At 40.8% G+C, this 25,943-nt stretch carries 19 protein-coding genes; 11 read left to right on the top strand and 8 right to left on the bottom strand.

The window, feature by feature from the left end:
- Positions 1-27: 27 nt before the first annotated feature.
- The 3 genes from HRT96_RS20570 to HRT96_RS20580 all read left to right on the top strand — a co-directional run bounded on the left by HRT96_RS20570 (position 28) and on the right by HRT96_RS20580 (position 2,431).
- A complete protein-coding gene (locus tag HRT96_RS20570; RefSeq protein ID WP_293160336.1) occupies positions 28-1,032 on the top strand; it encodes a rhodanese-related sulfurtransferase in 1,005 nt (334 codons plus the stop codon).
- Between the two features lie 171 nt (positions 1,033-1,203).
- The gene (locus tag HRT96_RS20575; RefSeq protein WP_293160338.1) at positions 1,204-1,632 is read left to right on the top strand and encodes a DUF4399 domain-containing protein; all 429 of its coding nucleotides are present in this window, start codon (positions 1,204-1,206) and stop codon (positions 1,630-1,632) included.
- A 79-nt stretch (positions 1,633-1,711) separates the two neighbouring features.
- Positions 1,712-2,431 (top strand): DUF4184 family protein, encoded by a 720-nt coding sequence (locus tag HRT96_RS20580; protein WP_293160340.1) that lies wholly within the window; start codon positions 1,712-1,714, stop codon positions 2,429-2,431.
- Positions 2,432-2,491: 60 nt separating this feature from the next.
- On the opposite strand, the gene HRT96_RS20585 is transcribed toward HRT96_RS20580, so the two are convergent.
- Complete coding sequence (locus HRT96_RS20585) at positions 2,492-3,235, bottom strand: sulfite exporter TauE/SafE family protein (RefSeq protein ID WP_293160342.1); 744 nt, start codon at positions 3,233-3,235, stop codon at positions 2,492-2,494.
- A gap of 202 nt (positions 3,236-3,437) precedes the next feature.
- Here HRT96_RS20585 and HRT96_RS20590 point away from each other — a divergent pair, with 202 nt between their 5' ends.
- The 7 genes from HRT96_RS20590 (at position 3,438) to HRT96_RS20620 (ending at position 14,983) form a co-directional block, all read left to right on the top strand.
- Positions 3,438-3,656 (top strand): DUF3565 domain-containing protein, encoded by a 219-nt coding sequence (locus HRT96_RS20590; RefSeq protein WP_293160344.1) that lies wholly within the window; start codon positions 3,438-3,440, stop codon positions 3,654-3,656.
- A gap of 456 nt (positions 3,657-4,112) precedes the next feature.
- Positions 4,113-4,904, top strand: a complete 792-nt coding sequence (locus HRT96_RS20595) for a hypothetical protein (RefSeq protein ID WP_293160346.1) — start codon at positions 4,113-4,115, stop codon at positions 4,902-4,904.
- A 9-nt stretch (positions 4,905-4,913) separates the two neighbouring features.
- Positions 4,914-6,566 carry a GH3 auxin-responsive promoter family protein gene (locus tag HRT96_RS20600; RefSeq protein ID WP_293160348.1) on the top strand — a complete coding sequence of 551 codons (1,653 nt, stop codon included), beginning with the start codon at positions 4,914-4,916 and terminating at the stop codon, positions 6,564-6,566.
- Positions 6,567-6,630: 64 nt separating this feature from the next.
- Entirely contained in the window at positions 6,631-7,746 is a 1,116-nt protein-coding gene (locus HRT96_RS20605) for a hypothetical protein (protein ID WP_293160350.1), read from the top strand.
- A gap of 148 nt (positions 7,747-7,894) precedes the next feature.
- On the top strand, positions 7,895-10,408 hold the full coding sequence (locus tag HRT96_RS20610) for an efflux RND transporter periplasmic adaptor subunit (RefSeq protein ID WP_293160352.1): 2,514 nt from the start codon (positions 7,895-7,897) through the stop codon (positions 10,406-10,408).
- Positions 10,405-13,692, top strand: a complete 3,288-nt coding sequence (locus HRT96_RS20615) for an efflux RND transporter permease subunit (protein ID WP_293160354.1) — start codon at positions 10,405-10,407, stop codon at positions 13,690-13,692. Before HRT96_RS20610 ends, HRT96_RS20615 begins: the two co-directional genes overlap by 4 nt.
- A gap of 25 nt (positions 13,693-13,717) precedes the next feature.
- Positions 13,718-14,983 (top strand): peptide synthetase, encoded by a 1,266-nt coding sequence (locus tag HRT96_RS20620; RefSeq protein ID WP_293160356.1) that lies wholly within the window; start codon positions 13,718-13,720, stop codon positions 14,981-14,983.
- Positions 14,984-15,105: 122 nt separating this feature from the next.
- On the opposite strand, the gene HRT96_RS20625 is transcribed toward HRT96_RS20620, so the two are convergent.
- The 5 genes from HRT96_RS20625 to ubiG form a co-directional block, all read right to left on the bottom strand.
- The gene (locus HRT96_RS20625; RefSeq protein WP_293160358.1) at positions 15,106-15,948 is read right to left on the bottom strand and encodes a DUF692 domain-containing protein; all 843 of its coding nucleotides are present in this window, start codon (positions 15,946-15,948) and stop codon (positions 15,106-15,108) included.
- A gap of 277 nt (positions 15,949-16,225) precedes the next feature.
- Complete coding sequence (gene yfaE, locus HRT96_RS20630) at positions 16,226-16,489, bottom strand: class I ribonucleotide reductase maintenance protein YfaE (protein WP_293160359.1); 264 nt, start codon at positions 16,487-16,489, stop codon at positions 16,226-16,228.
- Positions 16,489-17,619 (bottom strand): class Ia ribonucleoside-diphosphate reductase subunit beta, encoded by a 1,131-nt coding sequence (nrdB, locus tag HRT96_RS20635; RefSeq protein ID WP_293160361.1) that lies wholly within the window; start codon positions 17,617-17,619, stop codon positions 16,489-16,491. The genes yfaE and nrdB overlap by 1 nt, the downstream gene beginning before the upstream one ends.
- Before the next feature lie 87 nt (positions 17,620-17,706).
- Positions 17,707-19,980 (bottom strand): class 1a ribonucleoside-diphosphate reductase subunit alpha, encoded by a 2,274-nt coding sequence (nrdA, locus tag HRT96_RS20640; RefSeq protein WP_293160363.1) that lies wholly within the window; start codon positions 19,978-19,980, stop codon positions 17,707-17,709.
- A 542-nt stretch (positions 19,981-20,522) separates the two neighbouring features.
- Positions 20,523-21,221, bottom strand: coding sequence for a bifunctional 2-polyprenyl-6-hydroxyphenol methylase/3-demethylubiquinol 3-O-methyltransferase UbiG (gene ubiG, locus HRT96_RS20645; RefSeq protein WP_293140779.1), 699 nt, complete (start codon positions 21,219-21,221; stop codon positions 20,523-20,525).
- 263 nt (positions 21,222-21,484) lie between these two features.
- Here ubiG and gyrA point away from each other — a divergent pair, with 263 nt between their 5' ends.
- Complete coding sequence (gene gyrA / locus HRT96_RS20650; RefSeq protein WP_293160365.1) at positions 21,485-24,217, top strand: DNA topoisomerase (ATP-hydrolyzing) subunit A; 2,733 nt, start codon at positions 21,485-21,487, stop codon at positions 24,215-24,217.
- 77 nt (positions 24,218-24,294) lie between these two features.
- On the opposite strand, the gene HRT96_RS20655 is transcribed toward gyrA, so the two are convergent.
- Complete coding sequence (locus tag HRT96_RS20655) at positions 24,295-25,251, bottom strand: integron integrase (RefSeq protein ID WP_293160367.1); 957 nt, start codon at positions 25,249-25,251, stop codon at positions 24,295-24,297.
- Between the two features lie 443 nt (positions 25,252-25,694).
- Positions 25,695-25,943: hypothetical protein (locus HRT96_RS20660; RefSeq protein ID WP_293160369.1), on the bottom strand; the 249-nt coding region annotated here is incomplete at its 5' end.

A 25,943-nucleotide genomic window follows, 5' to 3' on the forward strand; every position in this document is an offset into this window, starting at 1 on the left:
CCAGTTAGCTCAATGGGGAATAACCAAATGTCAGCACCAATCACTACCAATAATACTGCTCAAATTACCGTTTGTGCATTATACAAATTCGTACGTTTAGAAAATTTCGAAGCGTTACGCGCGCCTTTATTAGCAAAAATGGAAAGCCAAGATGTTCGCGGCACGCTGTTATTAGCGGCTGAGGGTATCAACGGTACAATTGCTGGGCCACAAGCAGGTATTGATGCTGTATTAAGCTTTTTATCTCAAGACCCAAGTCTGGGTGAAATCTCTTTCAAAGAATCTTATAACGATGAGAATCCGTTCTTACGTACTAAGGTTAAGTTGAAAAAAGAGATCGTAACTATGGGTGTTGAAGGTATTGATCCTAACCAAGTTGTTGGCACGTATGTAAAACCGCAAGATTGGAATGCACTTATTTCTGATCCTGATGTTATTCTGATTGATACGCGTAACGATTATGAAATTGAGATTGGTACATTCCAAAACGCTGTAAACCCGAACACAGCGACTTTCCGTGAATTTCCTGAGTATGTGAAAAACAACTTAGACAAAGCAAAACACAAGAAAGTAGCGATGTACTGTACTGGTGGTATTCGTTGTGAAAAATCAACTGCTTATTTAAAAGAGCAAGGTTTTGACGAAGTTTATCATTTAGAGGGTGGTATTCTTAAGTATCTTGAAGAAGTGCCAAAAGAAGAAACAATGTGGGAAGGTGAGTGCTTTGTATTCGATGCACGTGTTTCAGTAAATCATGATTTAGAGCAAGGCGAATGTGACCAATGTTTCGCTTGTCGTTACCCGTTAACGCAAGACGAAATGCAAAGTGAACATTATGTGAAAGGCCTTAGTTGTCACCGTTGCCATGATCAAGTATCTGATACACAGCGTAGCCGTTTTGCAGAACGTGAACGTCAAATGGAATTAGCTGAGCAACGTGGCGAGTCACACATAGGTGGTGAAATTAAACACATCATTGATGAGCGCCGCGCAGAAAAAGCCAAGAAGAAAGCTGAGCAAAACGCGAAATAATACGTTAAGTTTAGACATGCTTTAAACAAAAACCGCTGAACTAGGTTACTTAGAATAGTAACTTAGCAGCGGTTTTTTATTACCTGCAATTTGAGATTATTGTTTATAATTTTTGGCGTGGTCTACAATTAATGCAAGATGGTGAAAACATTCATTAATGGGGCGCTAAGTATGTTAAGAAAATCATTATTATTGGTATTGTTTATGGTGAGTTTTAATGTGTTCGCATTGAAACAGGAATCGGGAAATACAACCCCGTCAGGCGCCAGTGTATACATTATTAGTCCGATCGACGGAGACATTGTTTCATCAACATTTACGGTTAGGTTTGGTTTACGTGGAATGGGCATTGCACCCGCGGGAATAGATCGCGTTAAAACGGCGCATCACCACTTGCTTATTGATACTAAGGTGCTGCCAAATTTGACTAAACCGTTACAAGCGACAGATAAAGTACGCCATTTTGGTGGTGGCCAAACGGAAACCCAACTAACACTAAAACCGGGTAAGCATACTTTGCAGTTACTGCTTGGGAATTATGCTCATGTGCCTCATAATAAACCGTTAATGTCGACGAAAATAACGATAACGGTTAAGTAAACTGTTTATGATAATGAAATTAAACTGGAATTCACGTTATACGTAATTCCGTATAACAACCTGTTGGGTGAATAAAACGATGCCATACACATTATCACACGCTGTAGTCGCACTACCTGTCTCGGTAATTGCGCGAGGAAAGGTTCCGCTTGCTGCAATGGTTGTAGGAAGCATGTCACCCGACTTTCCATATCTTTTCGCGCTTAGTCCAACAGAAGCGCCCGGGCATTCGGAGCTAGGGGTGCTTATTTATTGTCTTCTTCCGTCACTTTTAATGTTACTTGTTTGGTATCGATGGATCGAGGGGCCAACTCTTGAACTGTTTCGGTTGCCGAGAAGGGAATGGTCATTCGGAAAGTCTTCGTATTTTTTAGTCGTGCTTGGGGTGTTGGTCGGTGCATACAGTCATGTATTGTGGGATGCGACGAGTCATTTTGACGGTTCGTTTGTTGTGAATAGTGAGTTCTGGAATAGAGAAATACTTTCATTACCCATGTACAAGTTGAACCAATACGGCGGGGGGATATTGGGCCTAGCAGCTTTGTTTGTTTGGTATGTGTTTGCGGTCAGTAAGAATCGCCAAGAACAATATCAGGGTAAGTTGCTCGAAGGTGTGCTTATGTATTCTATAAGCATTGTTTTTTTTGTCTTATTGGCAAATATTGTGCATGGCTCGACGGTTATTGTTGAGTACGCAGTTCGTTCTGCCATTGGGGTGATTGTGGGAGGTATTTGTGGAATGTGTATGTACGCATTTATGATACATTTACAGGCTGATAAAAAATCTTATAACGAATGAATTACACTCTTTCTGCGTTAGTTAATGTTATTTTTATCTGTGTATTTAAAGCATATCTCGCTATCTAAATAATAAACTAGAGCCGATAATCATTAACATACAAAAAGCTATTTTACGCATAGTATCTAAACTGATCGGTGGTGGGTAATGTTTGGCAAGCCAGCTAACGCCAAGTACGATAGGAATACATACAGCGGAAAAGAGTAGCATGTCCGATGTTAATTCACCGCGTATCCCAACCATAGTGAGTCGGCTAATTGAACTAACAAAAAATATACTTAGCAGGTATAAACGAATGAGATTAAGCGTAAAAGGTTGGCGATAGAAAATATAGACGAGTGGTGGACCACCCATACTAAACATCCCGTTTAAGATACCCGATGCAGTACCTGCACAGAAAAACGCGGGTTCTTTAGAGTGTTTACGGTCTTTATGTGGTGACTTTAAGATCATACTGATCCCTGCACCGATAATCGCAACGCCCAGTATCGTTTGTAATATCTCATTAAAAGAGCTGCTGAGGTATTCTAGTAATGTTAAGCCTATAAACATGCCTGGCAACATGCCAGTTACGGTAATCATGACTATTCGCTTATTTAATTGCCCGAAACAGCCTTTAAGTATGAATATACTATTCATTAGCGTGACGCTACTAATTACAACGGATGTAAAAGCAATAGGCACTAGGTTAAAAGTTGTGACAGTCCCCATTACGATCATACCTAAGGCAAAACCTGCGATACTCTGTACATAGGTAGCCACAGCAATAATCGCCACAAAAGGCAATAAAGTTTCAACGAGCATTATGTATTCCTAATCGTGGTGATTAATACGAACTCGCAGTATTTACTCATCAAAGTTGGCATGAATGCACTGTTATGTGTAATTACTTAACATTTTCGAACTGACCTTTATTGTACTGAGAATACAAGCATTACTCAATTAATCTAGATCCTTTAAAGCGTTATTTAGTGTAAATTAGGAAATGATTTGATTGGAGAATAAAATGAAACAACCTATTGTTGGTTATCACAAAGATGAAGAGGATGATTGGGTCGCTGAACTAGCATGTGATCATTTTCAGCATGTCCGCCACAACCCACCTTGGTTTTGTCGCCCGTGGGTCGTTACAGTCGATGGACGTGAATCTATGTTAGGGTATGAACTTAACTGTAAAAAATGCGATGAAGGTGCACCTCGCGACGGCGTGATGATCATGGTATGAGTTGTTGTTCATATTCTTTCATTACAACGACTTAACTAATTGTAAATACGTGTTGAAAGTACTGCTTAGCACTAATGCTAATAGGTTAAAGATTAGATCCTTTATTCTATTCTGATACATATTTTCCTGTGATTGCGGTCACTTTTCCACAGATATAATGGTCGGTTCTACTGTCTCCAAATGTCCTACATTGGTTGATTCGGTTCTTGTAGCTGTATAACTTGAAATTATATATCGCTATTAGAGGTTGTTTTAATTATTACAACCTACGTATGTCTGGTTTATTTGTGAAAACACGGTTATTACGCTTGCTTCAAGCGAACATATTTTAGTGATACATTACTTTAACTTTCAGATTTATCTTATGAATCAGGAAAGACCGTCAAGCTAAGGATGGCTTGAGATTGAATGAGAGTACATTTTACTCTCTCTCATTTTCCAAGGATTGGGTCACAAATGGAAACTAAAAAACAGAAAATATCAGCAGACTACATCACATTAGATCGCATTTCTATTCAGCAAGTAAGGGAGATGCACAACCTCTTTATTCAGTACTATCACAATGCTGACTTTTCAACATTCATCGATGATTTGTCTGAAAAAGACGGTTTGATTTTGATTCGCGAAAGTAAATCAAAGCGTATAGTTGGTTTTAGTACCCTAAAAACATTACGCTTTACGCTTAAAGGCGAAGAGGTCAAAGGTATCTTCAGTGGTGATACCATCTTAGAACGCAAATATTGGGGAACCAATAAACCGATGATTTGTTTTGTTAAGGTGTTATTGAAAGAAAAACTAAGAGATCCACTCACACCACTATTCTGGCTACTGATTTCTAAAGGTTATAAAACTTATTTATTATTAGCGAATAATTTCCCTAAACATTATCCTCACCATCAAGGCAAATTTGATGAGCTATCATCTGTTGTCGATCAATACTGTCAACATCTGTATCCAAGTTACTTCGACAAGCAACAACAAATTCTCGACTTTGGTGGCGATTACCAAAAGCTACGTGGTGAAGTTGCCGAAATTACCACTGAATTGAAGCTAAATGTGCCTAAAATCGGATTCTTTGAAGAACGTAATCCACAGTGGCGTGAGGGGAAAGAGCTACCATGTATTGGTGAGATTAACGCGTCAATGTTCACGTTCTTTGTACATAAATCATTACGTAAAGTATTACAAAAGAACAATATTAATTGGGATTTAGGACTTATAAACTTAACTCGCCGTTTAGTGAAGTAGGGAGATATTATGGTGTTAATAAATGGTATCACTCGTAAGATAGCACATAAATTTACCCATAAAACCGCACAGAATCTGAGTGCGCGTGGATACAAACAGTTTTGTAAAGCTTTAGCACAACCACAAGCTGTGCAACGTGAAAAATTGAGTTCGTTACTTAAAGTGATTGCACCGAGTGTATCGGGTAAAAAATATAATTTATCGAGTTCGCTATGTTATGAAGAGTTTATTCGTAAAGTCCCAATCACTGAATACAGTGATTGGGCTGAACAAATTGACAAAGCGAGGGCAGGTAGTCGTAAAGAGTTGAGTGTCGAAGCGAATGAGCGATTTCAACCGACGAGCGGCTCAACGTCAAAAATCAAATGGATCCCTTATACACAGTCATTTTTGAATGAACTCGATGCCGCTATTTCGCCCTGGATGATGGATATGTATATGCATCATCCAGGGATGTTAAAAGGGACGCATTACTGGTCCTTGTCCTGGATGCCGACAGAATTAAGGCGTACCATCTCAGGCGCAGTTAATGATGACTTGAAATTACTGCCTTGGTGGAAAAGACTATTCATGGGACTGACGAGTTCAGTGCCTGAAGGTGTGTCTTTAGCTGATACATCGGAAGATTCTCAATTTGCCACCTTGTGCTATCTGCTTGCGGATAAGTCATTAAGCTTCCTATCGGTGTGGAGTCCCACTTTTGCACTGACATTATTTGATAATATTATTAAACATAAATTAGAGTTGGTGTCGGTACTTGCCACTGGTAAGTGGGGCGAACGGGAACCGGCATTACCTGGCTTAAAATGTCCAAGATCACAGCGTGTAGCTGAGTTATTATTACATTGGAAGGGCGGCATTTCAGCTGAGTTATTACAGCAGATTTGGCCAAAATTAGCGCTGGTTAGCGCGTGGGATACCTCATCATCTGCTACGTGGGCGAGTAAGTTACAAAATTTACTGCCACAAAGTGAATTCCAGGGTAAAGGGTTGTGGGCGACCGAAGGTGTGGTCACTATTCCTTTCCAAAATCAGTATCCATTGGCTATATGCAGTCATTTTTATGAATTTATTGATCTTGATACTGAAGAAGTATTTCCTGCCTGGAAACTGAAACAAGATCAATTAGTACGCCCTGTATTAACCACGGGTAGTGGCTTGTTGCGTTATGCGATGAAAGATAAATTACGTGTCAGCGGTTTCCTACAAGATTGCCCGTGTTTTGAATTTTTAGGACGGTTGGATGGCATTGATCTTGTCGGTGAAAAGATGAGTCCTGAAATCGCGCTTGAAATTATGAAATCGGCGGAACAAAATCCACGTTTAACAGCGATCACTGTTTTTGCTGTACCCGCGAATACGCCAAATGAAAAACCATTTTATCTGTTACTTTGTGAACCGAATAGCAAGATCACCGAACTTGAAATGAAGCAGGTTGCTGCCAATGCTGAAGCTGAATTAAAGGCTTGTTTCCATTACCAACTAGCCAGAGATCTCGGTCAGTTGGGGACTTTAAAAGTATGTTGCAGTCAGAACGCGCGAGATTTGTATTATTCCCGTTGTGAAGCGCGTGGCATGGTTGTTGGGAATATCAAAATTGAGCCTTTAGTGCTTTGGGATATTGATACTCCAAATGTATTTCTGGACGCCATTGCGGCATAACCGTATCGTAATTACAACATGATCCTAGCGTAAATAGCGTCATTAAGTCGTAGAGGTAAGGCAAATGGCAAGCCGATTTTATACCAGGCCAGCACAAGCAAATGATTCTGATGAATTGATCGCGTTAATCGCCGCAACGCCACAGGTAGGGGCGATTACGATCAATTTTGAACGTACTCCTGATTTTTTCATGGCAACGAAAGTGGTGACTCAAATACTGGATGTGTGGGTTGCAATTGAACGTGAAAGCGATCGCGTTGCTGCTATTTTTAGTATTGGGCAGCGTGATGTCTATGTTAATGGTGAACGTCAGAAAGTACGTTATGGTAATGATTTACGGATCCATCCTGACTTTAAAAGTGGTCGAACTCTTTTTAACCTGCTTAAATGCTATCGCAAAGCGATGGGCAATGATTGGATGCAGACGGTGATCCTGAGTGATAATGACGCCTCATTAAACTCGATCGGCAGTGGGCGCAGCATCACGCCAACGTATTACGATTTTGGTGAGATGACAACGCATATGTTGTATTTAACTAATCCTCGTTTAACGATGCCGCGGCCAAGTTCGGAGAGTAAGTTTAATATTCGTAAAGCGGATCATAATGATATTGACTTGATGCAAGTGTTTTTTGAGCAGCAAGCCAAGACTAAACAGTTTTATCCACATTATGATTTTATTAAATTGTTGAATGGTGATGAGTATTACCGAGGACTCGTCATCAGCAATTATTATTTGATGTTTGAGGGTAAAAACCTAGTGGCAATGGCCGGTATTTGGGACCAGAGCAGTTTTAAGCAAACTCGTTTTGTTACTTACAGCAAATTAATGTCAGTGGCGCGTTTACTCAATAACGCTTATTCCAAATTATTTGGCGGCATGATGCTACCGAAAGCTGGAGATAAACTGAGTTATGTTTCACTGCATAGCTTGTTAGTCATTAATGACGATGAAAAGTTATTTTCACGGTTATTACAGTATATTTATAATGATTGTTTAGCACTAAATTATCAGGCGTTAGTGTGTGGATTACCCTCATTAGATACTCGCCAACGTATTCTCGAACAGTATCGTTCTAAAGTACTGCACAGCAAGCATTTTATTGCGAGTTATCACGATGATCCTCGGCATAAATTTGATACCACATATCCACTGTATTTAGAGCCAGCAAGACTGTAAGCAGATTAATTTATCGTAATGAAAATGGTATTAAATAGCTTAGCTAGTGAGTCGAGAAGCGTTGAGAAATAGCAGCGTTAAAATAGAAAAGTAAAGACAGTTTCGATTTGTTCGAGGCATTCAGTTTGGTTAACAAGGAAGCTAACCGATGAGTAGTAGCCAAAATAAAGATTATATAGCAATGTGGTTTCAGGCACGTAAAGCGTTTGGGATCGGTGACCGAATGAATGTTGGGTTGTTAAATAAAACCACGGATGACATCAATTGGTTTGAATTTTCGCACAGTAAAATGGATGGGTTAGGCGGGCTTACCACGATCTTACGTGAGCATGATTACCCGTGTAAGGATTTACCCAAAATTGCAGACAAAATTGCACCGTCTAATTGGCAGCAAATTAAAATGCTGTTTGCTGACGGTAAGTCTAATGTCCCAAAAACAATTCGCTGGAAAGCCACATTTCCAGATTATGCGGCGACAAATCTAGCTGATAATGACAATAGTACTCAATATAGCGATAGTACTCAATATAGCGATAGTACTCAATACAGCAATGATGCCCCTATTGTTAATATCTACTTCACTAAAGCCGAAACGCTTGAGATCAAAAAGTTAGCTAAAAAACATCGAGTCGCACTGAATATCTATCTGTTTTGGGCATTAAACAGAGCCGTTGCAGAGCAACTCCTCGCTTCTCAGCAAGATTATTACTGGCTGTACCCCGTTAATTTACGTGGCGCATTACCCAATACTCCTGACACCGGGAATTGTTCTTCAGGTATTAATGTTCTCCTTAACAATACTATTGCCCCTCGAGATATTCAGTTACAAGTGAAGCAGAAAATCAAAGCCAAAAGTCATTGGCAGCTTTGGTGGCAGGCTCATATCGGTAAAATCATTGGAGACAAGGGCATACGTCGTATTTATCAATATGTCAGTGAACGCCAATTCTATGCTGGTTCATTTAGTTTTTTAGGTAGCTGGCCATTAAAAGATGATGATAACCCAGTTATTAATCAAGATGATATGTGGGTTTGTTGTGGAATTGGCACCAAGAATTATCCCGTCTCGACAGGTATTTTATTGTGGCATGAGCAGTTGTCCTTAGGGTTAAAGTTACACCCCTATATTGCGCAAGATATCGAGACCACAGATGGGTTAATGCAGAGTTGGAAGCAGCATCTGTTACAAGGTGATTTACTGACGACAGAAGAGACGACTGTGAGTACCTGTAGCGGTGATACTGATACAATAAGCGCAGAGGCGACGGCTCAGGTAGTCAAATTAACCAAAACAAAGCATTCTATTAAGTTAGCAAAGGCAACACATTATAGTAAATTAAAGCAGGGGCTCGTACCTAAGTTACAGAGCCGTGTGCAGCAGGTTAAAACAAGGTTATCGCTACATTGGCAAAAGGGACCCGCATTATTTATTCGCCATAAAAAAATATCAATCCCGCTTTCAATTATTGCCTTCACCTTTATCGGCATGACGCTGTTATCTGTTATCCGGCCGCAAAGTCAAATTAACCCTGAGATTAATCGTTTTCCATCCGTACGTTATATGGATGTGACTTTTGACGATGCTGTGATCCCTATTTTTAGTCGTGGTATCGTTGCTGCAAAAACGCAAATAAAGCTAAATTCAGAAGTGACTGCAAGGGTTAAATCCGTTGCTGATAACTTCACCGCGGGTGGTTATTTTAATGCTGGCGATGTGTTGTTATCGATGGATGATGAAGCATATCAACTTGAAGTGATTAAAAAGAAGCAGGCCGTGGATGGTGCATTACTCCACTTAGCTGAAGCTAAAGCAAAAGCCCATGTAGCGCGAAGTGGACTTGCGCGTAAAGCCACCCGTTTTGCCCGTCACATTCCGCAAATTAATGATGCTAAAAGTCGGGTTAAGGCGGCTGAGGCGGACTTACGTTTAGCCAATATAAAACTAGAGCGAGCGGTAATTAAAGCGCCGTTTTCTGGTCGGGTTAAAGCGGTGAGTGTTGGTCGCGGTCAATTAGTTAATTCGGGCGAAGTCATTGGTGAAATATACGCGTTAGATAAGATGCATGTACGTCTGCCTGTTGCGGATAAATATTTAACCTTGCTGGATTTACCATTCAAAGTCACCGCATTTACGAATGATAACAATACCGAAGTTGTTGTCGCTGGTTCCAGCGTCGAACATCCTCGGGTTACCCTTTCTGTGCGCGTGAATAATAAACGCTATCAATGGCAAGGGACGATTACGGGTACGGAAGGTGGGTTAGCCGAGAATAGATTGCAGTACGTCATTGCCGAGGTATTAAACGATCCGGATCAACCGTTATATTTACAACCCGGTCGATTTGTGATTGCCGAGATAGCTGGTCGTGAGTTTGAAAAAGTGGTGATTATCCCACGTTTATCCTTGCGTAATGATAATAAAGTGTGGCTGTTGGATACCGAGCAACGTCTTAAAATTGCCAGGGTTGAGGTGCTTCATCAAGGTAAAGAGCAGGTTTATATCATTGGAGGGTTGAATGCAGGCGATAAACTGATATTAACCCCGCTTGATGTTGCCGTAGATGGCATGAAGTTGAATGTGATCAGCTTAGACTTAGACTTAGACCTCGATCTAGAAAGTGCGCTGCATAATGCCACTGCGCAAATTGAGGTGCGAGCATGAGAGCCTTAATCACTTGGTTTGCCAAAAATAAGGTAGCGGCAAATCTGATCATGATGGTGATTATCGCACTTGGTTGTCTAGCATTACCTGAAACTCGTAAAGAGCTAATCCCCGGCGTGTCATTAGAGCGTATTGCGATCTCGACATTGTATCCCGGTGCCGGCCCCCGAGAAGTGGAAGCCCTTGTCTGTACCCGTATCGAAGCCGTTGTATATGATATTGCCGGGACGCTCGATTTAACATCCTTCGCGAGTTCAGGATCTTGCTATACCACCATTGATATTGCCGATGGTTATAGTACCAAAGCGGTATTGGATGAAGTTAAATCAAGAATTGAAAGCATACACTCATTTCCTGAAGAGGTCGCAAAGCCTGTTATCAGTGAATTGATTGAACGTTATCGGGTTGCAAAACTGATTATTTCAGGTGCCGGTGATGAGTGGGCATTAAAGCGATTGGCAGAAAACATTCGGTTAGATTTACTCGAAGATCCGGTTATTTCGGTGATTGAGTTACAAAACGCTAGACCTTACGAGATCAGTATCGCTTTATCAGAAGACAGTTTGGCACAATATAACTTAAAGTTCGAAGATGTGGTTAATACGTTAAAAGCCACTGCGCTTGATTTACCCGGCGGTAGTCTAGCGACAGAGCAGGGTGATATATTGATCCAAACCTTAGGTCAGATTGAAAGTGCGGATGACTTTGCCAGTATTATTTTACAAGCGAATGAAGACGGTGGCCGGATCTTACTCAGTGATATTGCCACTATTCACGATGGCTTTCGGGATGAGGGCACAATGGCTCAGCTTGATGGTCAACGGGCGGTATCGTTAGATGTTTATCGTGTGGGCGACCAGAACATTATTGAGGTTGCGGAGGTGATAAATAAATACGTAAAATCGCCAGCAACCTATTTGCCTGAAGGGATCAGTTTGTATGTTTGGCAAGACGATTCTAAGTTGTTCATGAGCCGTATCGATTTATTGGTTGGCAATGTGTTTAGCGGTTTGTGTTTATTGTTTGTCATCTTATTGTTGTTTTTAAACTGGCGTTTATCGTTTTGGGTCAGTTTAGGAATCCCTATTTCGTTTATGGGGGCGTTTTGGTTGTTACCTGTGTTTGATGGTTCAATCAATATCATCTCTTTATTTGCATTTTTACTGGTGCTCGGCATTGTGGTTGATGATGCGATTGTCGTCGGCGAAAGTATTTACACCGAGCAAGCAGCAGGTAATAAAGGCGTGGAAGGTGCGATTGAGGGGGCTTATAAAGTATCGAAGCCCATTACCTTTGCCATTATAACCAGTGTCATTGCCTTTATGCCGTTGCTGTTTTTACCTGGGCCTGAAGGTAAACTCATGCAGGTTATTCCTGTGGTTGTCATTACCACGCTATTATTTTCATTGTTTGAATCGTTGTTTATTTTACCTGCGCATTTAAGCTATCAACCCGCTGACAAGGCTATTAATTCTGCTGAAAGCCAGCTTAATCAGAACCTTAAAATGATTGGCGGGCGATTAGAAGGGATCCAAACCAAGTTTTCTGCCGCGTTAGAAATGTTCGTTATCCGTCAATATAAACCCTTTCTAGACCATGTCTTACACTGGCGTTGGAGTTATATTCTGGGATTTTTAGGGTTGTTTTTTATTTCGTTAACGTTACTTTCCAGTGGTTGGTTACGTACGGTATTATTTTCGACCATTGAAGGTGATATTGCCTATGCCAATGTCACTTTTGCTGAAGGCAGTAATCCGCAGAAGACCAAACTTGCCTTGTTAAAGATTGAAAAAGAAGCCTTGCAGTTACAGCAAAAGTTGACGGATGAGAAGGGTATTTCTGCGATTGCTCATGTGTATTCAGTTGTGGCACCGACAAGTAAGTATTCACGCGAATCACAAGCGACAGCGGATGATCATATTGGCCGAGTATATCTGGAGTTATCGGTATCGAACGACCGGGTAATGTCTGGTCATGACATCATTAGTCACTGGCGTGAGCGGGTTGGTGAAATTGAAGACAGTATTGAACTAAGCTTTGTCTCTGATCTTACCCCGCCAAGTGCTGATATCAATATTGAGTTGTCGAGTCGTAATTTAGCTGATTTAGCGCTGCAAGCTGACGCATTAAAGCAAGTTTTAGCCAGGTTTGAAGGTGTATATGATATCCAAGATTCGCAACAGCGTAGTTCACGGCAAGTTCAGCTTGCGCTAAAGCCTGTCGCACGCGATATGGGACTGACATTAAGCGCACTTGGGCAGCAAGTCCAGCAGGCTTATTTAGGTGTTGAAGTACAAAGCATGCCACGTGGTGAAGATGAAGTGAAAGTGAAGGTGAGTTATCCAAAAGCGGCGACCAGCTCACTGTGGCATTTAGAGAATATGCACATTCAACTACCAAGTGGTGAAGGCGTCCCGCTGTTTACCATTGCCGATGTGAGTTATCAATCGGCAGAGCATAATATTAAACGTTATGAACGCAATCGGGTTATTTCTGTTTCTGCATTTGTCGATCCGGGTAAAAATAGCACTAAGGCTGTTATCGCTGAGCTAGAAGCTGGATTTTTACAGCAATTAACCGAGACCACTGCGGTTAATTGGTCGAAAGCCGGTAAGCAGAAAAGTATTGTCGAGTTTGTGGATATTTTAACAAGCAGTTACTTATTAGCGTTAATCGCGATGTACTTAGTGATGGCCATTTTATTTAGTTCTTATACACAACCATTGCTGGTTATGTTTGCGATCCCTTTTGGTCTGGTTGGTTCTTTGTTAGGGCATTTGTTGTTAGGGGTTGATGTTACCTTGTGGTCATTTATTGGCATGGTTGCAGTGAGCGGGATCGTCGTGAATGACAACTTAGTTCTGATTGATTATATCAATGAAAAACGCAGTAAAGGCATGTCATTAGAAATGGCGATCACCAGTGCGGGCGTGCGGCGTTTCCGTCCCATTATTCTTACGTCGTTAACTACATTTATTGGTTTAGTACCGATAATGAGTGAAACCAGTTTACAAGCACAATTCTTGATCCCAATGGCGATATCATTGGCCTTTGGCGTACTCTTTGCGACGCTGGTCAGTTTGTTATTGGTGCCCGCAGTGTATTTATTGAACCAGGATATTGTTGTTGCACTAACCACATTAGTGTCGAAAAAATCAATAGTTAAAATCCAAGGATTTGATGATTGTAGTAATAGTAATAGTAATAGTAATAGTAATAGAAATAGAAATAGAAATAGTAATAAGGATCTACCTGATAACCGAGCTGCAGATAGCGCGGCATAACCGTCTTAGAGTTCAAGGAGGAACGATGGCGTTTAAACGTAAACTTTCACCAATAGAGCGTTTTTATATTAGTTGTGATGATTTTAATGCCGAAGAAACGGCTACCTGTGTTGTTAATCAAATGGTACTTGAAGGCCAAGGGGATATCGACATACCGGCTTGGCAAAAAGCGGTAACCCAAGCTTCAGAGGCGCTGCAAGGCACGCGTTTTAGACTATCAGGCAAACTGGGATTTAGTCACTGGGCTGATGCCGGAAAAACTACACAGCTGGAAGTTATCCGTGGCTTAAATTGGGATGGCATGAGTGATAACGCCGCGCCATTTTTAAATCGTCCCTTAGATGTAAAAACCAGTACCGGTTGTGAAGTCTTATTAGTACTCGGTGAGGACAGTGGTAAACATCACATTATTTTTAGAACGCATCATGCCGTGATGGATGGGCGAGGCACCAAAATATTTGCAGATGAAGTACTGCGCGCGTTGCGCCAGCAGTCACTCCATGGTGACAATAGCTTTGTTCGCGATGTTGATTTAGCTAAATCTGTGACCACAGTCCCGGGTGGAAAAGTCAATGATACTGTGACTGCGCCGACAGGTATTCCCCTTGGACAAGACTTTGGGTCTTCTTGGCTGCGTAGAACGCTGCCTGGTAGTTATAAGCAAGTTTTAGCCAACGCGGGTATTAGTATTGCCAAATTAGCCAACCTCTATTCAGATTCGGCAGTACGTATTCAATTACCTGTTGATCTCCGTATGCATGACACTGATATTGTCTCAACCGGTAATTTAACCGGCGGGTTATTAATGCAGGTATCGGCAGAGACGACAACGGCGAGTTGGGCGCAGCAAATTAAGTTGAAAATAGCAGAAAATGAACACGCAAGGATGCCTCAGTTTGCCGGTATACCGACGTTAAATGCACTAAATTGGGTGCCATTGGCTTGGATGAAAAAATTTAATGACAAACTCGCATTAAAGCGCCAACAAACAGGACAGTACCGTACTTCCGGCATTATTTCTAATCTCGGTTTCCTGAACGTGGAAGAATACAGCGCCGCAGGCTTTAGTTGCACGAGTGTGTTTTTCATTCCACCTTACTTTAATACTACTGCGCTGTTTTTAGTGCTAGCCGGCAACAAAGATTCTGTTGAAGTTATTCTGCGTATTCCACACCAGCTCAGTAGTAATGGCCGTGCTGAACATGCGTTATCGCAAATATGTCATGGTATTTGTTTTGGACATGAACAAAATATCAATAGCGATGAATACTCACTTAAGCAGGTGAGTTAATGAATAGGAACTTGATTTATATAGGGGGTCGTCAGCCGACTTTTATCAGCAAATCATGGCTAACCTTGTCGCGGCTGGGTTCTAGCGTATTTTGGAGGACGAACTAGGGTAGTAATGGCGGACTAACATGCGTTTTTAAAGCGTTGCGATTTGAGGATCATTTTTTGTGCCGTATATGCTTCATTTAGTAATTTGCTGAGCTGTGGAATATTCGTATCCCATTCAATCAAGGTCGGAATTGTGTTGCAATGCTGTAAGTAATACTCAAATAGCTGCCATACTTCTGGTGTTACTTTTTGGCCATGTTCTTGGTCGAAGGTGATGCGGTTATTTTTTAATAGTTTATTGCTACCAGAGAGGTGGATCTCGCTAACGATATGGCTTGGTATCGATGCTAAGTAATCATAAGGGTTGAATTCAAGCTGGTGACTACTGATATGAACATTGTTAATATCGAGTAATATTGTACAGTTGGTGGCGGCTTGTAACTCGGTTAAAAAGACGGCTTCTGTTAGGGTATTTTTTTTGTTTTTGCTATAACAGGCTGGATTTTCGATTGCAATTGCTTGGCCTAAAATTTGTTGAATTTTCTCTATACGCCCAATAACATGCTTTAAGTTCTCTTCTGTATAGGAGACTGGCGACGCATCGCTATAATGCTGGCCAGCAATTGAACTCCACCCTAAATGCTCTGATATACAAAATGGCTGATAACGGTCAACCAGTTTTTTAATGTTATGAATATGGATGGTATCAAGCAGCTCATGCGAAGAGAGTGCTAAGCCGACACCGTGTAAACTGATAGGGTAGCGATCACTGGCTTTATCTAAGTAATAAGTTGCCTCTGAATTAGTCTCAAAGTGATTTTCACTGTGAACTTCTAGCCAGCCTATATCCACTTGGGTATTGGTGAGTTGCTCATAATGCGCTGGACGCATTCCGATCCCAACTAAATTATCTAACATAAAGTTGTCCTATGTTTAAATACGCCTTTGAAATTCTGTGCGTTATTGAAAGGAGTATGGGTAAGGTTTTATGGTTTTGCAAAGTAAATCACACTCAATCTTGTAAGGTATTGAGAGTTGCATTGTATGAGGTGAAGAAAATGAATGTTTGGTCACGATATGAAAAAGCCTTAACGTAGTCAATCTCGTTAAGGCTTGTTATTTTCGGGGCGTTAATACTTGGTAATGTATAAGTGTCGAGTATATTATGCTGCAACCGTTATATACCCAAGTTACTTTATATCATCGCTGTCACGGTAAGTTTAATATCACTATCTGCTTTGCAGCAACAAGGTAATATCGAACCGGGTGCCACTGTGGCTAACGGATCCGTTGTATAAGTAACCGTGCCGGAAATTAGTGGTGTTCGGCAAGCGCCACAATAACCCTGGCGGCACTGGTATTCAATTTGATGTCCTGTACGCTCAAGGGTATCGAGCAGAGAGCTATCTTGGCTTGAAACCTGAAAGCTCCCTGAATCAGTGGTCAGCGTAATCGGCATTATAAAACGAATGCACCAATATCTGCGTGGTTGATTTCAGCGTTAATTTGACCAACTAAGTATGAGCTGATTTCTGACTCTTGTGGTGCAACTTGTACGTTATCAGAGATTAACCAAGCATTGATCCACGGTAGTGGGTTGCTTTTCACTTCAAACGCCTTAGGTAGACCAACGGCCGCCATACGGGTATTGGTAATGTATTCAATATAATCAGCAAGAATATCTTTATTCAAGCCTATCATAGATCCATCTTTGAACAGATATTCTGCCCAGTCTTTTTCTTGCTGTGCTGCATCGGTAAAGATTTTTTGTGTTTCTTGGAAGCACTCAATTGAGATCTCTTGCATCTCTGGATCGTCTCTACCGTCAGCCATTAAGTTTAAAATGTGCTGGGTACTGGTTAAATGCAGGGCTTCATCACGGGCAATAAGCTTGATGATTTTAGCGTTACCTTCCATTAATTCACGTTCTGCAAAAGCGAAAGAGCAAGCAAAGCTGACATAGAAACGGACCGCTTCAAGTACGTTTACCGATACCATTGCGAGGTATAATTTCTTCTTCACTGCACGTTGGCTAACGACAATTGTTTCACCGTTTACGACATGTGTGCCTTCACCAAGCTGGTGTAGTTGTTGAGTCGCATTGATTAAGTCATCGTAATAACCGGCAATGTCTTTGGCGCGTTTTAGAATCTCTTCATTGGCAACGATATCATCGAATACTTCTGATGGGTCGTTAACAATATTACGAATAATATGGGTGTACGAGCGTGAGTGAATAGTTTCACTGAATGACCAGGTTTCGATCCAAGTTTCTAGTTCTGGTAGTGACACCAGTGGTAAAAAAGCAACGTTAGGAGAACGGCCTTGAATACTGTCTAATAATGTTTGGTATTTCAGATTACTGATGAAAATGTGTTTTTCGTGATCAGGTAATTGCTGATAATCAATACGATCTTTACTTACATCAACTTCTTCTGGTCGCCAAAAAAATGATAACTGACGTTCAATTAACTTTTCAAAAATTTCATATTTTTGTTGGTCAAAGCGGGCAACGTTAACATGTTGGCCGAAAAACATTGGTTCTTTTAATTGATCATTTGGGGTTTGGCAAAAAGTAGTGTAACTCATTGGTCATCTCTATTAATACATTAAATTGGCAGCCTAAGCTGCCAAATGAAAGGGTGTAGGTTTAACTTGGTGTATGTAGTTGATTGTTTAGATCTTACATGCGCCGCCTTCACAACCCTCGTCTTCTTTCACAACATCTACGTCTGATGCACCGTCACGGGTGTTATGGTAGTAAAGCGTTTTTAAGCCGTATTTATACGCTAACATCAGATCGGTTAACAGCGTTGTCATCGGTACTTTTTGCCCCGGGAAACGTTGTGGATCATAGTTAGTGTTAGCTGAAATCGCTTGGTCTACGAATTTCTGCATCAAACCAACCAGTTGTAAATAACCGGTATTACTTGGAATGTTCCAAAGTAGCTCGTAGTTATCACGTAGATTGTCGTAATCAGGTACTACTTGTTTCAAGATACCGTCTTTACTTGCTTTAATACTGATTAAACCACGTGGAGGCTCAATACCGTTTGTCGCATTTGAAATCTGGCTTGATGTTTCTGATGGCATCAATGCAGTTAGCGTTGAGTTACGTAAGCCGTGTTCTTTAATTTCGCTACGTAATGTTTCCCAGTCTAGGTGTAATGCTTCGTCACAGATCTCATCTAACGATGATTTATAGGTATCAATTGGTAAGATACCTTGAGCGTAAGTTGTTTCATGAAATGCTAAACATGGACCACGTTCTTTCGATAGGTTCATTGACGCTTTTAATAGATAGAATTGAATTGCTTCAAATGTTCTATGCGTTAAGTTGTTGGCACTACCGTCTGAATATTTAACCCCGTTTTTCGCTAGGTAGTATGCGTAGTTAATCACGCCTATACCTAATGAACGACGCGCCATTGTTGACTTTTCAGCCGCTGGCATTGGGTAGTCTTGGTAATCAAGTAAGCTATCTAGTGCGCGCACTGCAAGGTCTGCAAGGTTTTCTAATTCACTTAGGTCTTTAATTGCACCAAGGTTGAACGCTGATAATGTACATAGCGCAATTTCACCATCTTCGTCACCAGGGTGTTGCATTGGTTTCGTTGGCAGAGCAATTTCTAGACACAAGTTACTTTGTCTTATCGGTGCCACAGCTGGGTCAAATGGGCTGTGGGTATTACAGTGATCAACGTTCTGAATGTAGATACGACCAGTACTAGCACGTTCTTGCATGAGTAAAGCAAACAGTTCGCTGGCTTTAATCGTTTGCTTGCGAATTGATGGGTCTTGTTCGTAAAGTGTGTATAGACGCTCGAATTCATCTTGATCTTGGAAGAATGCATCATATAAACCATCAACATCAGATGGGCTAAATAAGGTAATGTTTTTGTTATCAATTAAGCGTTGGTACATTAAACGGTTAAGTTGCACGCCGTAGTCAAGATGACGTACACGGTTTTCTTCAACACCACGGTTATTCTTAAGTACAAGCAGTGATTCAACTTCTAAGTGCCATAATGGGTAGAATAATGTTGCTGCACCACCACGAACGCCACCTTGAGAGCATGATTTAACTGCTGTCTGGAAGTGTTTGTAGAATGGGATACAACCAGTATGGAATGCTTCGCCACCACGGATTGAGCTACCTAGGGCTCGAATACGACCTGCATTGATACCGATACCAGCACGTTGCGACACATATTTAACAATAGAGTTAGATACTGCATTGATAGAATCAAGGCTATCGTCACACTCAATCAGTACACACGAGCTGAATTGACGAGTCGGAGTACGCACACCCGCCATAATTGGCGTTGGTAATGAGATCTTAAAGGTTGATGTTGCTTCGTAGAAACGGCGAACATAGTCCATACGCACAGATTTGTCGTAAGTGGCAAATAAGCTCGCAGCGACTAAGATATATAGGAATTGTGGGCTTTCGAAGATGTCACCAGAAATACGGTTTTGTAGTAGGTATTTACCTTCTAACTGTTTAATTGCACCGTAAGAGAAGTTCATGTCACGCCAGTGATCAACTAACTCATCCATTTCTGCGAATTCTTCAGCAGTATAATCAGCAAGTAAATGAGCATCATAACGTAGCGCATCAACATTGAATTTCACATGGTCATAAAGCGCAGGTGGTTCAAATTGACCGTATGCTTTTTTACGTAGATGGAAGACGGCTAAACGCGCAGACAGATATTGGTAATCTGGCGCTTCTTCACTAATTAAATCCGCCGCAGCTTTGATCATGGTTTCATGTATATCTTCAGTGCGAATACCGTCATAAAATTGGATGTGAGATTTTAACTCGACCAGTGATACTGATACATTATCCAACCCTTTGGCTGCCCATTTGATCACGCGGTGGATCTTTTCAAGATCGATCGTTTCTTGCTTACCGCTGCGTTTTGTAACTAGTAAATTCTTATTCATTTAGCTGACTGACCTTAAAACAATGTTAAGAATGTTTCTACCAACACTAGTATTGATATTCTTGTTAATACACAAGATGTAGTGTTGTCCTGTATTCATGCATACAAGATAGAGGGATAATCGGTTTTTGGCAAGTAGCACTAAACAGAACAACTTGTGGATAATTTAGTGAGTTAGTGGCGACTTACATTCTGGCCTCAGTGATCAATTACGGTTAGCAAAAATCAACAGTTAAAATGAAAAAAAAAGAAAAAAAAGTGTTGCCTTACTTGTGTGAGGATCCTCAAATAATTTGATTATATTTACAGCTGATTCGTGTAGAAAAGTATCACGCAAGTATTATATTTAAATTTTGTGAGGTGGCTGTTATTACAAACAATACCGTCATTTTGTACACAGTAACTTTCATATTACCCATAAAGTGGATAACTTTGTTTGAGAACGTGGATGAGGGCTTAAGCTGAATTATTTAGACTGAAGGTGAGCGTGTTCACCTAACAGCGAGGGTGCTGTTAGGTGAAAGAACTACATTAATCGTGATATTAATCGATAAGCTGCGTATGTAGCATATAGTTAACGTCAACATTCTCGCCTAGCTTGAACTGGTCAACTAATGGAATGTAATGCAGGCCTGTCATGTGGTGACAATAGAGGCCCGATTGATCAACCCAGTGTAATAGTTCAGAAGGTCTGATAAATTTCTTATGGTCATGGGTACCGTTTGGCATCATTTTCAGTATTTTTTCGGCACCAACAATCATGAACAAGTATGATTTTAAATTGCGGTTAATGGTTGAGAAGAATACATGACCACCCGGTTTTACCAGACGCATGCAAGCGTTAACCACAGAGCCAGGATCGGGAACATGCTCTAGCATTTCCATGCAAGTAATGACATCAAAGCTATTTGGCTGTTCTTCTGCCAATTCTTCGATTAATACTTGACGGTATTCAACTTTAGTACCGGATTCAAGTGCGTGCAATTTAGCTACGTTGAGGGGTTCTTTACCCATATCAACGCCGAGTGCTTGCGCACCGCGGCGAGCCATGCTTTCTGTTAAGATACCGCCACCACAGCCAACATCAAGCACTCTCTTGCCAAATAGGCCTCCACAGCGTTCATCTATGTAGTCTAAGCGTAATGGATTGATTTGATGTAATGGCTTGAAGTCACCTGCTGGATCCCACCAACGACTGGCCATGGCTTCAAATTTAGCGATTTCCTGTTTATCTACATTCATACAAAGTCTTCTTGATACGTTAATTAAGGTGAAACTTAATAGGGTGAAAAATAATAAATATGGGCACAGTATATAACGAGAAAATGATTTCAGAAGTATTATTTATGAGTCGTCGAATAAATAATTTGCGAAGCTGTTAATAAAAATCGATTCAACCGAGTTAATTTTCTTATATATTGTATTTGCAGGTAAATATTATGCTAGAATGCTTCTCTAAAAAATATAAATAGAAAGCAATTTAAAACTTAGGGGTAAAGGCTTATATGAGTGATTTAGCCACAGGCATCACACCTATCAATATTGAAGAAGAATTAAAAAATTCTTATTTAGATTACGCTATGAGCGTTATTGTTGGTCGTGCTCTTCCTGATGTTCGTGACGGTTTGAAGCCAGTTCACCGCCGCGTTTTATTCGCGATGAACGAATTGAAGAATGACTGGAACAAACCATACAAAAAATCAGCACGTGTTGTTGGTGACGTAATCGGTAAATATCATCCACACGGTGATACAGCGGTTTATGACACTATTGTACGTATGGCGCAGCCTTTCTCTTTGCGCTACATGTTGATTGATGGTCAAGGTAACTTCGGTTCTGTTGACGGCGATTCAGCAGCCGCAATGCGTTATACCGAAATCAGAATGTCAAAAATCGCGCATGAATTACTTGCTGATTTAGACAAGGAAACGGTAGATTTTGTACCTAACTATGATGGTACTGAATTTATTCCAGAAGTTATGCCTACACGTATCCCTAACCTACTGGTTAATGGTTCGTCAGGTATTGCCGTGGGTATGGCAACGAATATCCCGCCTCACAATTTAAATGAGGTTATTAATGCTTGTTTAGCATTAATTCAAAATCCAGACCTAAGTCTTGAAGAAATAATGGAATACATTCCAGGCCCAGATTTCCCAACATACGGTATCATTAATGGTAAAGCGGGCATCGAGCAAGCTTACCGTACTGGTCGTGGTAAAGTTCATATCCGAGCTCGTGCTTATATTGAAACTAATGATCGTGGTCGCGAAACAATTGTTGTTCACGAACTACCGTATCAAGTAAACAAAGCTCGTTTGATTGAACGTATCGCTGAGTTTGTAAAAGATAAGAAAATTGAAGGTATTAGTGCACTACGCGACGAATCTGATAAAGATGGTATGCGTATGGTTGTTGAAGTTAAGCGCGACGCGGTTGGTGAGGTTGTATTAAACAATCTTTATGCGCAAACGCAAATGCAAGTTGTGTTTGGTATCAACATGGTTGCATTGATCGACAAACAGCCAAAAATCTTTACGCTAAAAGAAATGTTAGATGCGTTCTTACGTCATCGTCGTGAAGTTGTTACACGTCGTACTGTATTTGAACTGCGTAAAGCCCGTGAACGTGCTCATATCCTTGAGTCGTTAGCGATTGCCTTAGCAAATATTGATGACATTATTGCGTTAATTAAGCAATCTGCTACATCTGCAGAAGCAAAACAAGCCTTGATCAGCCGCGGTTGGCAGTTAGGTGATGTAGCTACAATGTTAGAGCGTGCTGGTGATGATGCGGCTCGTCCTGAATGGTTAGAAGCTGAGTTTGGTATTCGTGAAGGTTCGTATTTCTTAACCGAAATTCAAGCTCAAGCAATTCTAGACTTACGTTTACACAAACTAACAGGTCTAGAACACGAGAAGATTCTTAACGAATATAAAGAACTACTTGATGTTATTGCTGAACTATTACATATTCTTAATACGCCTTCGCGTTTACTAGAAGTGATCACTGAAGAGCTACAAGCTTCAAAAGATGCCTTTGGTGACGAACGTCGTACAGAGATTTCAGCAAGCAGTGCAGACATTAATTTAGAAGACTTAATTGAACGTGAAGATGTTGTCGTTACATTGTCTCACGAAGGTTATGTTAAGTATCAGCCTCTTACTGACTACGAAGCACAGCGTCGTGGTGGTAAAGGTAAGTCAGCAACGAAGATGAAAGAAGAAGATTTCATCGAACGTCTGTTAGTCGCGAATACACATGATCATATCCTGTGCTTCTCAAGCCGTGGTCGCTTGTACTGGATGAAGGTATATCAATTACCATTAGCTAGTCGTCAAGCCCGTGGTAAGCCAATTGTTAACTTACTACCACTGGAAGATGGAGAGCGTATTACTGCTATCCTACCTGTGGCAGAGTTTGAAGATGACAAGTTTGTCTTCATGGCAACGGCGAACGGTACAGTGAAGAAAACAGCACTAAGTGCATACAGCAAGCCTCGTGCTGGCGGTATCATCGCTGTTAACCTAAATGAAGGGAATGAACTGATTGGTGTTGATATCACTGATGGTACTAACGACATTATGTTGTTCTCTGATGAAGGTAAAGTAGTACGTTTCTGCGAGTTTGAAGAAACGCCTGTACTTGACGAAGACGGCAACCCAGTTCTTGATGAGAACGGCAAACCTGAAGTTAAGTTCAAAGGTGTACGTCCTATGGGTCGTACTGCGACTGGTGTTCGTGGTATCAAACTTGATGAAGGACAAAAAGTTGTTTCGTTAATCGTACCGAAGAACGATGGTGCAATCTTAACAGCAACAGAAAACGGTTTCGGTAAACGAACTGCACTTGAAGAATACCCTGCGAAGAGTCGCGGTACTAAGGGTGTTGTTTCAATTAAAGTAAGTGAACGTAACGGTAAAGTTGTTGGCGCAACACAGGTACTTGACGGTGATGAGCTAATGCTTATTACGAATGGCGGCACGTTAGTAAGAACACGTGCTTCTGAAGTATCTATGGTTGGTCGTAACACGCAAGGTGTTCGTTTGATCCGTACTGGTGAAGACGAGATCGTTGTTGGTTTACAACGTATCGATGAAGTTGAAGAAGACGAGAACGCAGTTGTTGTTGATGATGCAGAAAATGCAGAATCACCAACAGACGTTCCTGCTACTCCAACTGATGCGACTGATGCGACTGATGCAACAGACAGCGCAGAAGAAGCTACTGAAGAGTAATTTAAGGGTAGTGCAGTGATGTACTAACTGAAATTAACTTCAAAAGGCCTGTTACTCCTAGAGTAACAGGCCTTTTTTTATAACCGGTCTAATGGACTGACTGTTCCAGCAAAATGCTGACCAATTACATGGGTATAAATTTGGGTCGTGGTTAAATCATTATGGCCGAGTAATTCTTGAATACTTCGAATATCCGTTCCTGTCTGTAATAAATGAGTGGCGAACGAATGTCTAAATGTGTGGCAATTCACCTTTTTAAAAACTTTGGCTTTGATCACGGCTGGTTTCAATGCTTTTCTGATTCCACTGTCATGTAAATGATGCCGACAAAGTTGATTGGTTCTGGGGTGTGGGCACAGGTTTTTTGACGGGAATATGAACATCCAACCTGGTGCTCTAAAAGCATTTGGGTATTTAGCTCCTAGCGCATAAGGTAAAGAGGGGCCAATACCTGTTTTGTTATCTGTAGTTTGTAACAGCATCGCTTTATCGATATGTTCTTTAAGCCTATCAATACAGTTGCGGCTTAAGAGCGTTTGCCGATCTTTGTTACCTTTGCCGTCCCTGACTGTTAGCGATAAAGTCTCAAACGAGATATCTTGAACTCTTAAGCTCAGGCATTCATTTACTCTTAGTCCACTACCATAGAGAATTTCAACTACTAATTTAGGCGTTCCTGTCATGTTGTGTATTATTTTTGATACTTCTGCGGCACTCAGTACAATGGGAATACTGCGTTGTTTTGTCGCTAATTTGAAACCCAAATCCCCGAGGTCTATTGTCATTATTTTATGATAGAGGAAGACGATAGCGTTCAGCGCTACTTTTTGGGTATTCATCGCGACATTATTATTGGTTGCAAGCCAAGTCAAAAAGGATTTGACTTCAGCTGCGCCGAGTTCACGTGGGTGACGCTTGTTATTGAACAGAATGAACCGTTTTATCCAGAACAAATAAGTTTTCTCTGTGCGTATACTATAACCCCTTAAACGCATCTCAGCTCTGATCGATTCAATGAACGGGCTTGCTGACATATACATAACTCCATTTAACTGATGTTATATACAGTGTTATTCATATTTTTGTAATTGCAATCACGGTTTGTCGGAAAACAGTCTTGTTTAGCTTGTTATTAAAAAAATAAGTTAATATACTCAGTCACATAGCGAGTTTTTATTTTAATTAACAAGACTCAAAAAATAATTTAGAGGACGGCTCGTTTTCCCAGAAACAAGTATTCACGCTATTTGAAGTATAGTCTTAGTTTTCAGTCGATTGATTGTACTTTGTAGTGGTGAATGGATTTGGCAAAACGAGACGTCCTACTATACAAAGGTTAGGTATTTCTAGAGTATGGGTTATCAATATCAATTAACGAAAGTCATATTGGTCATTATATTTTGGAGCTTAAACGAAGTAATTCCAATCGCCTGGGTATTCTTAATTTGTGGTGCATCTTTACCGCCATTAGATTTAATTATTTCAAAGGATAAATATCTGGCTCAATTTCCTTGGGAGCTATATTTGTTTTATGGTTACGCTTTTTACGGCATACTATTTCAAGCAGAGCAGCATTTGATTTTCTTGGGAATAGGTTATTCACTGTCTCGTTTAGTTCTTTATTTTCAGCTAAAACAGAGCCTAAATACCTAACATATAAGAATAGGTGTCGCGCAGCCGACACCTTATTCGAGTGTTGAGCAAGCCCAAGCCCTTCTTTATATAG

Source organism: Moritella sp. (assembly GCF_013215705.1).
Classification (GTDB): Bacteria; Pseudomonadota; Gammaproteobacteria; order Enterobacterales; family Moritellaceae; genus Moritella.